Genomic DNA, 14974 nt, shown 5'->3' on the forward strand with positions numbered 1-14974 from the left:
GATCTTCTAGGAGGACATTGTTCGTGTTAAATAAAGACATTGAGAAAGTATTGTATACCGAGGAACAGCTTCAGGAAAAAATTAAAGAGCTTGGCACTGAGCTCACAGCTGAATATCAGGATAAATATCCACTTGCTATTGGCGTTTTAAAAGGCGCATTGCCGTTTATGGCTGACCTGATCAAGCGCATGGATGTCTATCTTGAAATGGATTTCATGGATGTTTCAAGCTACGGTAATTCCACTGTTTCTTCAGGTGAAGTTAAGATTGTTAAGGACCTGAATACAAAAGTTGAAGGCCGTGACATTCTGATCCTTGAAGATATCATCGACAGCGGTCTGACGCTGAGCTATCTCGTTGATCTGTTCAAGTATCGTAAAGCAAAATCAATTAAAATTGTTACACTGCTTGATAAGCCGAGCGGTCGTAAAGCAGACATCAAAGCAGATTATGTTGGATTCATTGTACCGGATGAGTTTGTTGTAGGCTATGGACTTGACTATGCGGAACGTTATCGAAACCTCCCATACATCGGTGTATTGAAGCCTGAAATTTATACAGATTCTGAGTAAAAGAAAGTGTGAGCGAGCGCATACTGTGAGCAGGCTTATTGGTTGTCACACTTTATTTTACTATGATAGTATTAATATTAGTTTTCTTGACCGTGGGAGGAGGTAAGGGATGAACCGTATATTTCGAAATACGATATTTTATTTAATTATTTTCCTCGTCATTATTGGTATTATTGGCCTATTCAACAATGGGAACCAGCCAAATGAGGAACTCACATATGGTGAATTTTTAAATGCGCTTGATGGTGGTGAAGTAACGGAGATTGAAATTCAGCCGGACAGAAGTGTCTACAACGTACGTGGACAGCTTGAGGGCTATGAAGAAACCGAGTATTTCCTTACAAACATTCCATTTGAAAGTTCAGCACTTGAAACAATTGATGAGGTAGCAGCAGCGAATAATACAGAAGTGAATGTATTACAGGCCCCTGAAACAAGCGGCTGGGTCACATTCCTGACGACAATTATTCCATTTGTCATTATCTTCATCCTATTCTTCTTCTTGCTTAACCAGGCTCAGGGTGGCGGCGGAGGCCGTGTCATGAACTTCGGTAAAAGTAAGGCGAAGCTTTATACTGAAGAGAAGAAAAAAGTCCGCTTCAAGGACGTTGCAGGGGCTGACGAAGAGAAGCAGGAGCTTGTTGAAGTTGTTGACTTCCTGAAGGATCCCCGTAAATTTACTGATGTTGGTGCACGTATTCCAAAAGGTATTCTGCTTGTCGGGCCTCCGGGTACCGGTAAAACGTTGCTTGCACGTGCAGCAGCAGGTGAAGCAGGCGTACCATTCTTCTCGATTTCCGGTTCAGACTTCGTAGAGATGTTTGTCGGTGTCGGGGCATCACGTGTACGTGACCTTTTTGAAAATGCGAAGAAAAACGCACCATGTATCATCTTCATTGATGAGATTGATGCGGTTGGACGTCAGCGTGGCGCCGGTCTTGGTGGTGGACATGATGAGCGTGAGCAAACACTGAACCAGCTGCTTGTTGAAATGGATGGTTTCGGAGGAAATGAAGGAATCATCATGATCGCAGCAACAAACAGACCGGACATTCTGGATCCTGCATTACTGCGTCCAGGACGTTTTGATCGTCAAATTACAGTAGACCGTCCTGATGTAACAGGCCGTGAAGCTGTACTGCAGGTACATGCAAGAAATAAGCCGCTTGCAGACAATATTGATATGAAAGCGATCGCCCAGCGTACACCTGGTTTCTCAGGAGCAGACCTTGAAAACCTGCTGAACGAAGCCGCACTTGTCGCAGCGCGTCGTGATAAGAAGAAAATTGATATGAGCGATATCGATGAAGCAACAGACCGCGTTATTGCAGGTCCTGCGAAGAAAACACGTGTCATCTCTCAAAAAGAGAGAAAGATCGTTGCTTTCCATGAAGCAGGCCATACAATTATCGGTGTTGTACTCGATGAAGCTGATATGGTTCATAAAGTAACCATCGTCCCACGCGGCCAGGCTGGCGGCTATGCTGTCATGCTTCCAAAAGAGGATCGTTACTTCATGACAAAACCTGAATTGCTCGATAAAATCACTGGTCTCCTTGGCGGCCGTGTAGCAGAGGATATCATCTTTGGAGAAGTATCAACTGGTGCACACAATGACTTCCAGCGCGCGACAGGCATTGCCCGCCGCATGGTAACTGAATTCGGTATGAGTGATAAACTTGGACCGCTTCAGTTTGGTCAGGCACAGGGTCAGGTATTCCTTGGTCGTGATTTTAACAGTGAGCAGAATTATTCTGATCAGATCGCTTACGATATTGATACAGAAATTCAGCGCATTATCAAAGAGTGCTATGCACGAGCAAAAACGATTCTGACTGAGAACCGTGAAAAGCTTGAGCTGATCGCTGAAACACTTCTGGATATTGAAACACTTGATGCTGAACAGATCAGACACCTTGTGGATCACGGCACATTGCCGGAACGTGACTACGGTCATGATGACGACAGCGATCGTAAAGATATCACAGAAGAATCAAAAGAACTTGAATCAGATGAAACATCTGTAACGACAGACAGTGAGATCAACACTGAAGAAAAGTCTTCAGAAGATCTTCTGAAAGAATCTAAAGAAGGCACGCCTTCTGACGAGGATCGTCGTAATAAAGAATAATCATTTGCGCTAGCAGATGCTTGGATCCGCGGTTCCGCGTAAACGGGGCCGCGGATTTTTTGCCGGATGGGGTGAAGGCGGAACTGGATTTCGGGTTACATTCCCAGTGTTTCGGGTCATTTCCCGGGAAATTAAGGTCACATCCGTCGAAACTCGGGTCAGATTTACTTTGAGGGAAGTTTTCGGATCAGATAGGCGGATTTTCGGGTTGGATTTGAAAAATTTCGGGTCACATCTAAATAATTGCAGATCACATCCGGGTGAGCGCTCTGTGTTTAACTGTATCCGGCTTTGGAAGCTAACCAAGCGCACTACGCATTTCTGTGTCCAGCCCAGCTGCGGGCGCTAGCTCCTCGGATCATAAGCCACGCATCGGTAAACGGAGAAAACCACCCGTTTTCCGCTCCGCGTCTTATGTCTGTCGGAGCTGAACAAGCGCCCTCCGCATTTCAATTGTCCAGCTTCAGCAGGCAGGTCCTCGAGTCATAAGCCACCTTGAGAAAATGGGAAAGGTCACCCATTTCTCTCAAGCTGTCTTATGCTTGTCGGACCTAATCGCCTGCTTCCGCATTTCAATTATGTGATAATATGTTAAAAGTGTGTATTCTAATAAAGCGTGGTGAATAGAGATGTTGTTTGTATTAGATGTTGGGAATACTAATACAGTGTTAGGGGTTTATGAGGGAGAGGAGCTTCGCTATCATTGGCGGGTTGAGACGAATCGTCATAAAACGGAAGATGAGTATGGGATGCTTGTAAAAAATCTGTTTGAGCATGTCGGACTCTCTTTTTCAGATTTTGATGGTATTATTATTTCCTCTGTTGTACCGCCCGTGATGTTTCCGCTTGAACGTATGAGCCAGAAGTACTTCCATCTGAAGCCGCTTGTAGTCGGACCTGGAATGAAAACAGGTTTGAATATAAAATATGATAACCCTAAAGAAGTCGGGGCAGATAGAATTGTCAATGCAGTTGCCGGTATTAAGGAGCACGGCGGATCACTGATCATCGTTGATTTCGGTACCGCTACAACGTATTGCTATATTAATCAGCACCGTCAGTATATGGGCGGGGTGATTGCGCCTGGGATCGGCATTTCAACAGAAGCGCTGTATTCAAAAGCAGCCAAGCTTCCGAGAATTGAGATTGCGCGCCCTGAGACAGTTGTCGGAAAAAGTACTGTTTCTGCGATGCAGGCCGGCATTGTATATGGTTATGTCGGTCAGGTTGAAGGCATTGTGTCACGCATGAAAACAGAAGCGAATGAACCGGTTACTGTAATTGCTACAGGCGGTCTTGCTTCACTTATTGCTAAGGAATCAGATATTATAGATGTTGTTGATCCGTTTTTGACTTTAAAGGGACTTCAATTAATATACAAACGCAACGCTGAATGAAAGGAGATTTTTTAAATGAAAGATTATATGGTACGCGCACTTGCTTATAATGATCAGATACGTGCATATGCTGTAAATACAACTGCTGCTGTACAGGAAGCTCAGGACCGCCATTACACTTGGCCGACAGCTTCTGCTGCACTCGGCAGAGCAATGACTGCAGGCGTCATGATGGGCGCGATGCTGAAGGGTGATAACCAGTTAACTGTAAAGGTTGAAGGAAACGGTCCGCTAGGCATGATTTTAGTCGATAGTAATGCAAAAGGTGAGGTAAGAGGATACGTAACAAACCCTCAGACGCATAAGGAACTGAATGAACAGGGGAAGCTTGACGTTCGCGGTGTTGTAGGAACAGAAGGAACGCTGACGATCGTGAAAGACCTTGGCATGCGTGAGAATTTCACAGGACAGGTGCCGCTTGTCTCAGGTGAGCTTGGTGAGGATTTCACTTACTATTTCGCTTCATCAGAGCAGGTACCGTCATCAGTTGGTGTCGGGGTACTCGTTAACCCGGACAATTCAATTCTTGCTGCAGGCGGGTTTATTATTCAGCTGATGCCTGGTGCGGATGAGGAAACGATTGAAAGAATCGAAAAGCGCCTTAGTACGGTTCCGCCTGTATCGAAAATGATTCAGGACGGCCTTTCTCCGGAAGAAGTGCTTGAAACGGTGCTTGGAGAAGGTAACGTACGCGTGCTTGACTCAATGCCGGTTTCATTCGAATGTAACTGTTCAAAAGAACGCTTTGGTAACGCAATCGTCGGGCTCGGCAAAGAAGAAATCCATGCGATGATCGAGGAAGACGGTAAAGCAGAAGCGCAATGTCACTTCTGCCGCGAAAAGTATCATTACACGAAAGAAGAATTAGAAGCGTTTTTAGAAGAGGCGAACTAAGAGATGGCTGAGGTTCGTAAAAGACGACTGAAAGCTAAGCCTCTTTTATATATCATTGGTTTTCTGATGGTGACGAACCTGATCTTTTTAATTGGCTGGATCACAAAGGACGGAGCACCGCCTACTGCAGAAGCAGAGGTGGTCGCTCAGGTCGGTGATGATGAAGTCACGCGTCAGGAATGGCTGCATGCTATTGAAGTCCGCCACGGTAAGGAAGTACTTCAGCAGCTGATCAACCAGTCAGTCATGGAGCAATCAGCGGATAAGTATGATGTAGCTGTTTCGGAAGAAGAGTTGGATCAGGAATTATCGATGCTGCGTTCAGTGCTGAATGTCTATGATCAGGCCTCACTTCCAAATGAAGATGTACTGAAGCAGGAACTTAAAACAGAGTTAATTTTAGAAAAGCTGATCACGACAGAAGCAGAGCTGTCAGAAGACGATCTTCGTACATACTATGAGGAAAATGAATCACTGTATTCAGTTCCTGCGATGTACAGGCTTTCTCAAATCGTCGTTCCGACACAGGATGACGCTGAAAAGGCACTGGAAGAGCTGAATAACGGATCTTCATTTGAAGCTGTCGCAAGAGAACGTTCAATCGATCCTGTTACGGCGAGTCAGGGAGGTCAGCTAGGGTTTATACCGGAAAATACGGATACAGTGGATACGGCAATCTTAGATGCGGCAGAAAATGTGTCGCCTGGCGAATATTCGGATGCATTTCAGACTGTAGACGGGCTGACAATTGTCTTTGTGCATGAGCACGTGCCTGGTGTTAACTTCGAGTTTGAAGAGGTACGCGGGAAAATTGAGCGTCAGCTGGCGCTTGAAAGAATGAGCACGCCTGTAACAGCTGAGTCCTTCTGGGATGAATATTCAATCGACTGGTTCTACGGCCCGGTTAAATAATCAAAATAGTTGAAATTTTACACATAAATTGTTATATTTGCAGTATGTAAAACCGATCACATTACTAGGGATTAGGAGTGAGGAAGATGGTACGCATTGCAAATAATATTTCTGAATTGGTAGGTCAGACGCCGATTGTTAAATTAAATCGACTGACGGATGAAAACTCAGCTGAGGTCTATCTGAAGCTTGAGTATATGAACCCCGGCAGCAGTGTAAAGGATCGTATTGCGCTTTCGATGATTGAAGCTGCTGAGCGTGATGGCAACCTGAAAGAAGGCGACACGATTATTGAGCCGACGAGCGGAAACACAGGGATTGGCCTTGCGATGATCGCTGCAGCAAAAGGTTACCGCTCTGTTCTTGTCATGCCTGAGACGATGAGTATGGAGAGAAGAAACCTGCTGCGCGCGTATGGTGCGGAGCTTGTGCTGACACCAGGTCCGGACGGAATGAAGGGTGCCATTAAAAAAGCTGAAGAGCTTGCAGAGGAAAAAGGATACTTTATGCCTCAGCAGTTCAAAAATGAAGCAAACCCTGAAATTCACCGCCGTACTACTGGGAAAGAAATCGTTGAACAGATGGAACAGCTGGATGCTTTCGTATCCGGGATTGGTACCGGTGGAACAATTACCGGTGCAGGACAGGTGCTGAAAGATCACTATAAAGATGTGAAGATCTATGCGGTAGAGCCTGCAGATTCACCAATTTTATCAGGCGGAAACCCCGGCCCTCATAAAATTCAGGGGATTGGCGCAGGATTTATTCCTGACATTCTTGATACAAAAATTTATGATGAAGTCATTCAGGTAACGAATGACCAGTCATTCGAAACGGCAAGAAGAGCAGCGAGAGAAGAAGGTATTCTCGGCGGGATTTCATCCGGTGCAGCCATTTATGCGGCAATTGAAGTCGCTAAGAAAATGGGTAAAGGTAAAAAAGTGCTTGCTGTCATTCCAAGTAACGGCGAACGCTACCTGAGCACACCGCTTTATCAGTTTGAAGATTAATTTTTGGGCAGTCTCTTTGCGGGGACTGCTTTTTGTTTGGGTTTTTGTTCAGGAGATTACATGGAGTGTTCCGAAAATAATGATGTGTGTTCAGAACATTTTGCGGGTGGTTCATGAAAAAATCACGCCTCTTCATGAGATTTACGCGCCGGTCCATGAAACCGGGTGCAAAGAATGATTCCTTCGTTTCACTTCATCAGCCACAACCATAAAAAACCGGAACCCATCCCAAAAGGACAAGTTCCGGCTCCCGCTTATTTAAGTCCGGCCAATGACGCGGACTTCCTTCTCTAAATCAACACCAAATTTTTCTTTTACCGTTTTCTGCACGTGTTGGACAAGATTGAGATAATCTTTTGCTGTTGCATCGCCTTTATTGACGATGAATCCAGCGTGCTTTAGTGACACCTGCGCGCCGCCGATCTGAACACCTTGCAGGTTGGAATCCTGAATCAGCTTTCCTGCGAAGTGTCCTGGTGGGCGTTTGAATACGCTGCCGCATGAAGGGTATTCAAGAGGCTGCTTGGATTCACGCAGATACGTGAGCTCATCCATTTTCGCTTTGATCATATGCTGGTCGGCTTTTTCAAGGACGAACTCTGCTTCAAGAACGATCCAGTTCTCATCAGGGATCGCGCTTGTGCGGTAATCAAATGCCATTTTTTCAGCAGGCAGTTTTTCGACGCTGCCTTCAGGCGTAAGTACTGTGACATGCGTACACACATCCTTAATCTCCCCCCCGTAAGCGCCGGCGTTCATATAGACCGCACCACCGACACTTCCCGGAATGCCGCATGCAAACTCCAGTCCGCTTAATGAGTGATCGTGTGCAGCTCTGGATACTTCAATAATGGGTGCGCCCGCCTGAACGGTGATCTTCTCAACGTCAATGGTCATATTCGTCAGTGACGTTGTTAAAATGACTAATCCTTCGATGCCGCCGTCCTGGATCAATACATTGGATCCATTGCCGAGCACCATCCACGGAATATTATTTTTTTTCGCAAAGGTAACGGCTTTTGTCAATTCTTCAATTGACTCAGGAATCGCAAGGTAGTCTGCATTCCCGCCGATTTTTGTATACGTATAATCTTTCAAAGGTACATTCTTTTGAATCATATTGTGCCTCCTGTGTAATTCTGCTTTCTGTAAGTATAGTCACAGTTTGCAAGGGACGTTCGCAATTTACAATAAAACCGGCTGGTGATGTCAGCAGTCTGACGCTTCTATCACAGCTGAGTTGTGTACATAGTTACATACAAAAGCTCCTCCTGCAGAAAAGAGCCTGCTGAAAGGAGCCGCTTTAATGAATAAAGTATATGGAAATTCAGCGAAAACGTCAATTTTTTATCAGATGTCTCTGTACCACCTGATGAATTGTTTCGTGTATGATTGAGACAGAGTCTGCTTACTGGGAGTGAAACTTCTTGAGTTCATACACAATTACTTATCAAACGACAAAAACAACTTTAGATACATTTTATTATACAGCACAGAAAATGGCTGCGCATGAGGAACGTCACCTGTTTTTAGAAAGTGGCAGGGGTGGTCGCTACAGCATTGCAGGTATTAAGCCATTTGCCTGGGCGAGTGGGAAAGACGATCAGCTCTCTGTTTTTGAAAATGGGGAAGAAAAGACATTTGACGGGGACGTACTTAAAAGTCTGCTTGAGTGGATGTCTCCTTACCGCACGGAGCCGATTGCTGAGCTTCCTGATTTTCAGGGAGGAGCAATTGGTTATATCAGCTATGATTATGTACGTTCAATTGAAAAGCTGCCGGACGCAACAGAGGATGATCTCGGTCTGCCGGATGTATGCTTTTTAATTTTTGACGAGTGGATGGTTTTTGATCATAAGACAGGCACACTTTATTTTATGGTGCTTCACCATTACGCGGAGCCTGCGGATGAAAAGCTTGAAGCCTTAGTACATCAGTGGAAGTCAGCTGAAACGTCAACTGCTACTGAGCGTACAACACCGCGTACAACATCTGATGACATGACCGTTTCAATGGAAGAAGCATCATTTTGCGAAGCTGCTGAAGCGATCCGTCGGTATATTGCGCAGGGAGATGTGTTCCAGGTGAACCTTTCTGTCCGCCAGTCAAAGCCGCTTGCAGTAGAGGCTTCTGACGTTTATGAAGAGGTGCGTAAGCTGAACCCGTCACCATATATGTCCTACCTGCATTTCCCGGATCTGCAGATTGCTTCCGCTTCCCCTGAGCTTTTAGTGAAAAAAGCAGGAACTGAGCTGAGCACGAGACCAATTGCGGGGACGCGCTCACGCGGAAAGACGCCTGAAGAGGATCAGTCACTTGCAAATGAGTTAATTCATAATGAAAAAGAGCGCGCTGAGCATGTGATGCTTGTGGATCTTGAACGCAATGACCTTGGCCGGGTGAGTCAGTACGGTACGGTTGAAGTCAATGAATTCATGGTGATTGAAAAGTACTCACACGTGATGCATATCGTCTCAAACGTCCGTGGTACATTGGACGAGCAGTATGATGAAGCAGATGTCATCCGGGCAGTATTCCCGGGTGGTACGATCACAGGCGCACCGAAAGTCCGCACCATGGAAATTATTGAGGAGCTTGAACCGGTCAGAAGAGGGCTGTATACAGGGTCAATCGGCTGGATCGGTTTTAACGGAGATCTTGAATTAAATATCGTGATCCGCACAATGCTTGTAAAAGACGGTCAGGCACACGTCCAGGCCGGGGCCGGCGTAGTCATCGACTCTCATCCGAAAAGGGAATATAAAGAGTCGCTTAAAAAAGCACGCGCCCTCTGGCAGGCGAAGGATCAGGCGGAAGGAGTGACAACGCAGTGATTTTAATGATTGATAACTATGATTCATTTACGTATAACCTCGTTCAGTTTTTAGGTGAGCTTGGGGAGGAACTTGTAGTAAAACGAAATGATGAGATCACAATTGAAGAAATCAGGCAGCTGGACCCTGACTTTCTAATGATCTCGCCTGGACCGTGCAGTCCGGATGAAGCGGGAATCAGTCTTGAAGCGATCCGCGCATTTGCCGGTGAAATTCCGATTTTTGGCGTATGTCTTGGACACCAGGCAATTGCCCAGGTGTTTGGCGGAAATGTGGTACGTGCCACACGCCTGATGCACGGCAAAACGTCTGAGATGTATCATGATGAGAAAAGTGTCTATAAAGATTTACCGATGCCGTTCACTGCTACACGCTATCACTCGCTGATCGTTGAAAAGCATACACTGCCGGATGAATTGTTAATCACCTCCTGGACTGATCAGGGTGAAATCATGGGTATCCGCCACCAGACGCTCGCAGTCGAAGGGGTGCAGTTCCACCCGGAATCCATCATGACAGATCAGGGTAAAAAGCTGCTTCAAAACTTCCTGGATACCTACCGCGTCCGCGAGGCAGAAGGCGTATGAAGCTCTGGTTAAACGGAGAGATCATAGAGGAAGCAGATGCACGCATCTCACCTTTTGATCACGGCTTTTTATATGGAATGGGTGCATTTGAGACGTTTCGCACGTATGATGGTTTTCCGTTTTTAATCGCTGATCACTTAACAAGGATTCACTTTGCGATGGGTGAAATGGGAATCCAGTCAGGCTTAAATGCAACTGAGGTAAAGCAGATGGTCACGCAGCTGAGAGAAGCTAATGGCGGCGCAGATGGCTACTTCCGTTTGAATGTATCTGCCGGTGTAAGAGGGGTTGGACTCGACCCTTCCCCTTACACTGAACCGTTGGTGATGCTGCTTCAAAAACCACTCACACCACCTCCTGCAGAACGGCATGCGCAGTGGCTCAATCTTCGCCGGAATACACCTGAGACGAGTATCAGGCTGAAATCGCATCATTATTTTAATAACCTTGCTGCGAGAAAAGAAGTGGCAGATGCAAAAACTGAAGGCATTTTCCTTACTGAAGACGGCGTCATATCAGAGGGGCTGGCGTCTAATGTGTACTGGGTAAAGAACGGCACGCTTTATACGCCCGACCTTTCAACCGGTATGCTTGAAGGGATTACAAGGAAAATGGTGCTTGCACTGGCGAGGGCTGAAGGCATTCCTGTAAAAGAAGGGCGCTTCACACCAGAAGAAACACAAGGTGCCAGTGAATGGTTTTTATCGAATTCCATTCAGGAAATTGTTCCGATCACGCTGTTTGAAGGACAGCTTTTTCCTGAAGACGGACCCGTCTGCAGTCAATTGAAATCTGAGTATCAAAAAAAGACAAAGCTGCACATTGAGTCAGTTAGATGAGGTGAATAACATGAAGGCGGGAACGTATACGCTGGATTTTACGAAAAAAACATATGTAATGGGTATTTTGAATACAACGCCTGATTCATTTTCAGATGGGGGCAGGTTCAATACAGTGGATGCAGCCGTCGCGCATGCAAAGCAGATGGCTGAAGACGGTGCAGACATAATTGATATTGGCGGAGAATCAACAAGACCAGGTTATACGCCTGTATCAATTGAAGAAGAGATTGAGCGGGTTGTACCTGTGATCGAAGCGCTGCGTCGTGAAGTGGATCTGCCAATTTCGATTGATACATTTAAAGCAAAGACAGCTGAAGCGGCTGTAAAAGCAGGTGCACATATCATCAATGATATCTGGGGTGCAAAATATGACCCTGCAATCGTTGAAGTAGCTGCAAAATACAACGTGCCGATTATTTTAATGCATAACCGGGAAAAGCGAGACTATGAACATTTCATTACTGACTTCGTGCGCGACCTTGAAGAAAGCATTGCCATTGCTAAATCTGCCGGTGTACCGGATGAACAGATCATTTTAGATCCGGGCGTCGGTTTTGCCAAGTCGTTTGAGCAGAATATTGAAGCGACTAGAGAAGTAGATCGTATTGTTGCGATGGGCTACCCGGTACTGCTCGGTACTTCGCGAAAATCGATGATCGGCAATATCCTGGATCTGCCGGCAGAAGAGCGCACTGAAGGAACCGGCGCTACCGTATGCTACGGGGTGCAAAAGGGCTGCCACATCGTCCGTGTTCATGATGTGAAAGAAATTGTCCGCATGACCCGTGTAATGGATGTACTAATCGGAAAGGGTGAATGAATTGGATAAAATCAAGGTAAACGAAATGGAGTTTTACGGCTACCATGGTGTATTCACTGAGGAGACAAAGCTTGGCCAGCGCTTCCGTGTCAATGCAGTGCTTGAGCTTGACCTTTCAAAATCAGCTGAGTCAGACAATGTGGATGATTCCATTAATTACGCAGACGTCTACAATGTATGTAAAGAAATCGTAGAAGGGGAGCCGCTGAAGCTTGTGGAGGCAGTTGCTGACAGAATCGCAACGCGTATGCTGAAGGAATTTGATCTGCTCGACCGTATAACGATTGAAGTCGTAAAGCCGGATCCGCCAATTCCGGGTCACTATAACTCGGTTGCCATTGAACTCACCCGGAGCAGAAGCTGAATGCATACAGCTTACTTGTCCCTCGGCTCTAACATTGGTCAGTCGAAAGAAAATCTCCAAACGGCAGTAAAGCTGCTTGATGATGTTCCTTCTATAGAAGTGACGAGTGTATCCTCCATTTATGAAACAGATCCGGTTGGCTATACCGATCAGCAGGTGTTTCTTAATATTGCGGTAGTGGTGAACACAGAACTTACTGCAGAAAATCTGCTCAATGAAACGCAGCAGATCGAACAGTCCCTTGGCCGTGAGCGGAAAGTTCACTGGGGTCCGCGCATTATAGACCTTGACATTTTGCTGTACAATACAGACAATATACAATCAGAAAGGCTGACTGTTCCGCATCCTTATATGCACGAACGCAGCTTCGTTCTTGTTCCATTACATGAAATTGCCCCTGAAGCTGTCCATCCTTTAACGGGAAGTACAGTCAGTGAACTGCTGCAGCAAACCGGCAGTGAAGGCGTTCGTCTATGGAAAGAAACTGTCTATCAGCGCAAAGAGAACTTTTTAGCGCTCTGAGATAAAACTGCCGTTTAGATCAGGCAGTTTTTTTATGGAGAAGGTGTTCAATTAGGAAAAAAGCCTTTAGGGGTGTACGCACGTTTTATATTGTGTAAAATAGATTAGTATTCAAAAAGAATAGAGATAAGATTTGAATCATAGATAAATCATTGTAAAAGGAGTGATGAACATGAGTCATGAAGAATTGAATGACCAGTTCCGCGTCAGACGCGAAAAAATGGAAGCCATACGTGAACAGGGTAACGACCCGTTCGGTAAACGCTTCGACCGTACACACGCTTCAAAAGACATCAAATCAGAATTTGGTGAGCTCTCTAAAGAAGACCTCGATGAAACAACACACGAGGTAACAGTAGCAGGCCGCATTATGACCAAGCGTGGTAAAGGAAAAGCAGGCTTTGCTCATATCCAGGACCTTCAGGGACAGATCCAGCTTTATGTCCGTAAAGATGCCGTAGGAGAAGAAGCATACGAACTTTTCAATACTGCCGATCTTGGTGATATCGTAGGTGTCAACGGAACAATCTTCCGTACAAAAGTAGGCGAGCTTTCAATTAAAGCGACAAGCTTTGAGCTTTTATCAAAGTCACTTCGCCCGCTGCCTGAGAAATTCCATGGCTTAAAAGACGTTGAGCAGCGCTACCGTCAGCGTTACCTTGACCTGATCACAAGTGAAGACAGCAAGAATACATTTATCACGCGCAGTAAAATCATTCAGTCAATGAGACGTTACCTGGATAGCAACGGCTACCTCGAAGTTGAAACGCCAATGCTGCATTCAATTGCAGGTGGAGCGGCTGCACGTCCATTCATTACACACCATAATGCCCTGGATATGGAGCTATACATGCGTATCGCAATCGAGCTTCACCTGAAGCGCCTGATTGTCGGTGGACTTGAAAAGGTTTATGAAATCGGTCGCGTATTCCGTAACGAAGGTGTTTCAACGCGCCATAACCCTGAATTCACAATGATCGAACTGTATGAAGCATACGCAGATTACAACGACATTATGGATCTGACTGAAAACATGATTGCACATATCGCTAAGGAAGTACTGGGAACAACAGTGATTCCATACGGTGACTTTGAAGTAGATCTCACGCCTAAGTGGACACGTCTTCACATGGTAGATGCGATCAAGAACGAAACAGGCGTAGACTTCTGGAAGCAGATGTCTAATGAAGAAGCACATGCACTTGCAAAAGAACATGGCATAGATGTAAAAGATAATATGGAATACGGCCACATTGTAAATGAGTTCTTTGAGCAAAAGGTTGAAGAAACATTAATTCAGCCTACATTTATTTATGGTCATCCTTTAGAGATCTCACCTCTTGCTAAGAAAAACCCTGAAGATGAGCGGTTTACTGACCGCTTTGAACTGTTCATCGTTGGCCGTGAACATGCAAATGCCTTCACTGAGCTGAATGATCCGATTGATCAGCGTGAGCGATTTGAAGCACAGATGAAAGAAAAAGCAGAAGGCAACGATGAAGCACACGAGATGGATGACGACTTCATTGAAGCACTTGAATATGGTATGCCGCCAACAGGCGGGCTTGGAATCGGTATCGACCGCGTGGTTATGCTGCTGACAAATTCTCCTTCTATTAGAGACATACTGTTATTCCCGCTAATGCGTCACAGAGATTAACAATCAAAACCGCTGCCCGTCGCAGCGGTTTTTCTTATGAGGCAGTAACACTTGAGATTCGACAACTACAGCTTCTGATACAATCTTGAAATTAATTTTACCTTTTTAATAAAAAACTATTGTCACAAAGTAAAAGCCGTGATATATTATTATTCGTTGCCGCGATAACAAAAGGTAGCGACAAAAAATAAAGTGAAAAAAGTTGTTGACATCATACTTAAAAAGATGATAAGATAACTGAGTCGCCAAAAAACGACACACGCTTTAATAAGAAGTACTTGAACCTTGAAAACTAAACAACCAAACGTCAACGTTTTAAGATTTTAAGTCTTTTTCGAACAAAAAAGACATGAGCTTTTCAAACACTTTACGGAGAGTTTGATCCTGGCTCAGGACGAACGCTGGCGGCGTGCCTAATACATGCAAGTC

14 protein-coding genes and 1 rRNA gene (1 of these 15 cut by a window edge) are annotated in these 14974 nt (G+C 45.4%); 14 read left to right on the top strand and 1 reads right to left on the bottom strand.

Features of this window, described 5'->3' with window-relative positions:
* The first annotated feature begins 23 nt into the window (after positions 1-23).
* The 6 genes from hpt to cysK all read left to right on the top strand — a co-directional run bounded on the left by hpt (position 24) and on the right by cysK (position 6916).
* Entirely contained in the window at positions 24-572 is a 549-nt protein-coding gene (gene hpt / locus LG330_RS00445; RefSeq protein WP_404406670.1) for a hypoxanthine phosphoribosyltransferase, read from the top strand.
* Between the two features lie 109 nt (positions 573-681).
* Positions 682-2703 carry an ATP-dependent zinc metalloprotease FtsH gene (gene ftsH, locus LG330_RS00450; RefSeq protein WP_404406672.1) on the top strand — a complete coding sequence of 674 codons (2022 nt, stop codon included), beginning with the start codon at positions 682-684 and terminating at the stop codon, positions 2701-2703.
* A gap of 629 nt (positions 2704-3332) precedes the next feature.
* Positions 3333-4100 carry a type III pantothenate kinase gene (locus LG330_RS00455; protein ID WP_404406674.1) on the top strand — a complete coding sequence of 256 codons (768 nt, stop codon included), beginning with the start codon at positions 3333-3335 and terminating at the stop codon, positions 4098-4100.
* Positions 4101-4115: 15 nt separating this feature from the next.
* Positions 4116-4994: an Hsp33 family molecular chaperone HslO gene (gene hslO / locus LG330_RS00460; protein WP_404406676.1), complete on the top strand. Its 879-nt coding sequence runs from the start codon at positions 4116-4118 to the stop codon at positions 4992-4994.
* Between the two features lie 3 nt (positions 4995-4997).
* Entirely contained in the window at positions 4998-5906 is a 909-nt protein-coding gene (locus LG330_RS00465) for a peptidyl-prolyl cis-trans isomerase (protein ID WP_404406678.1), read from the top strand.
* An 86-nt stretch (positions 5907-5992) separates the two neighbouring features.
* Entirely contained in the window at positions 5993-6916 is a 924-nt protein-coding gene (gene cysK / locus LG330_RS00470) for a cysteine synthase A (RefSeq protein ID WP_404406680.1), read from the top strand.
* Positions 6917-7174: 258 nt separating this feature from the next.
* On the opposite strand, the gene murB is transcribed toward cysK, so the two are convergent.
* The gene (murB, locus tag LG330_RS00475; protein WP_404406682.1) at positions 7175-8035 is read right to left on the bottom strand and encodes a UDP-N-acetylmuramate dehydrogenase; all 861 of its coding nucleotides are present in this window, start codon (positions 8033-8035) and stop codon (positions 7175-7177) included.
* A gap of 308 nt (positions 8036-8343) precedes the next feature.
* Here murB and LG330_RS00480 point away from each other — a divergent pair, with 308 nt between their 5' ends.
* The 8 genes from LG330_RS00480 to LG330_RS00515 all read left to right on the top strand — a co-directional run.
* Entirely contained in the window at positions 8344-9750 is a 1407-nt protein-coding gene (locus LG330_RS00480) for an anthranilate synthase component I family protein (RefSeq protein WP_404406684.1), read from the top strand.
* A complete protein-coding gene (gene pabA / locus LG330_RS00485; RefSeq protein WP_404406686.1) occupies positions 9747-10337 on the top strand; it encodes an aminodeoxychorismate/anthranilate synthase component II in 591 nt (196 codons plus the stop codon). Before LG330_RS00480 ends, pabA begins: the two co-directional genes overlap by 4 nt.
* Entirely contained in the window at positions 10334-11176 is an 843-nt protein-coding gene (gene pabC, locus LG330_RS00490; protein WP_404406688.1) for an aminodeoxychorismate lyase, read from the top strand. Before pabA ends, pabC begins: the two co-directional genes overlap by 4 nt.
* Positions 11177-11186: 10 nt before the next feature.
* Positions 11187-11999 (top strand): dihydropteroate synthase, encoded by an 813-nt coding sequence (gene folP / locus LG330_RS00495; protein ID WP_404406690.1) that lies wholly within the window; start codon positions 11187-11189, stop codon positions 11997-11999.
* Position 12000: 1 nt separating this feature from the next.
* The gene (folB, locus tag LG330_RS00500) at positions 12001-12363 is read left to right on the top strand and encodes a dihydroneopterin aldolase (protein ID WP_404406692.1); all 363 of its coding nucleotides are present in this window, start codon (positions 12001-12003) and stop codon (positions 12361-12363) included.
* The gene (gene folK / locus LG330_RS00505; RefSeq protein ID WP_404406694.1) at positions 12364-12885 is read left to right on the top strand and encodes a 2-amino-4-hydroxy-6-hydroxymethyldihydropteridine diphosphokinase; all 522 of its coding nucleotides are present in this window, start codon (positions 12364-12366) and stop codon (positions 12883-12885) included. It abuts the gene before it with no gap.
* 172 nt (positions 12886-13057) lie between these two features.
* Positions 13058-14545, top strand: coding sequence for a lysine--tRNA ligase (gene lysS / locus LG330_RS00510; protein ID WP_404406696.1), 1488 nt, complete (start codon positions 13058-13060; stop codon positions 14543-14545).
* Positions 14546-14911: 366 nt separating this feature from the next.
* A 16S ribosomal RNA gene (locus tag LG330_RS00515) occupies positions 14912-14974 on the top strand (it continues 1490 nt past the right edge of the window).

It is taken from the genome of Jeotgalibacillus malaysiensis (assembly GCF_044789845.1).
Taxonomy (GTDB): domain Bacteria; phylum Bacillota; class Bacilli; order Bacillales; family Jeotgalibacillaceae; genus Jeotgalibacillus; species Jeotgalibacillus malaysiensis_A.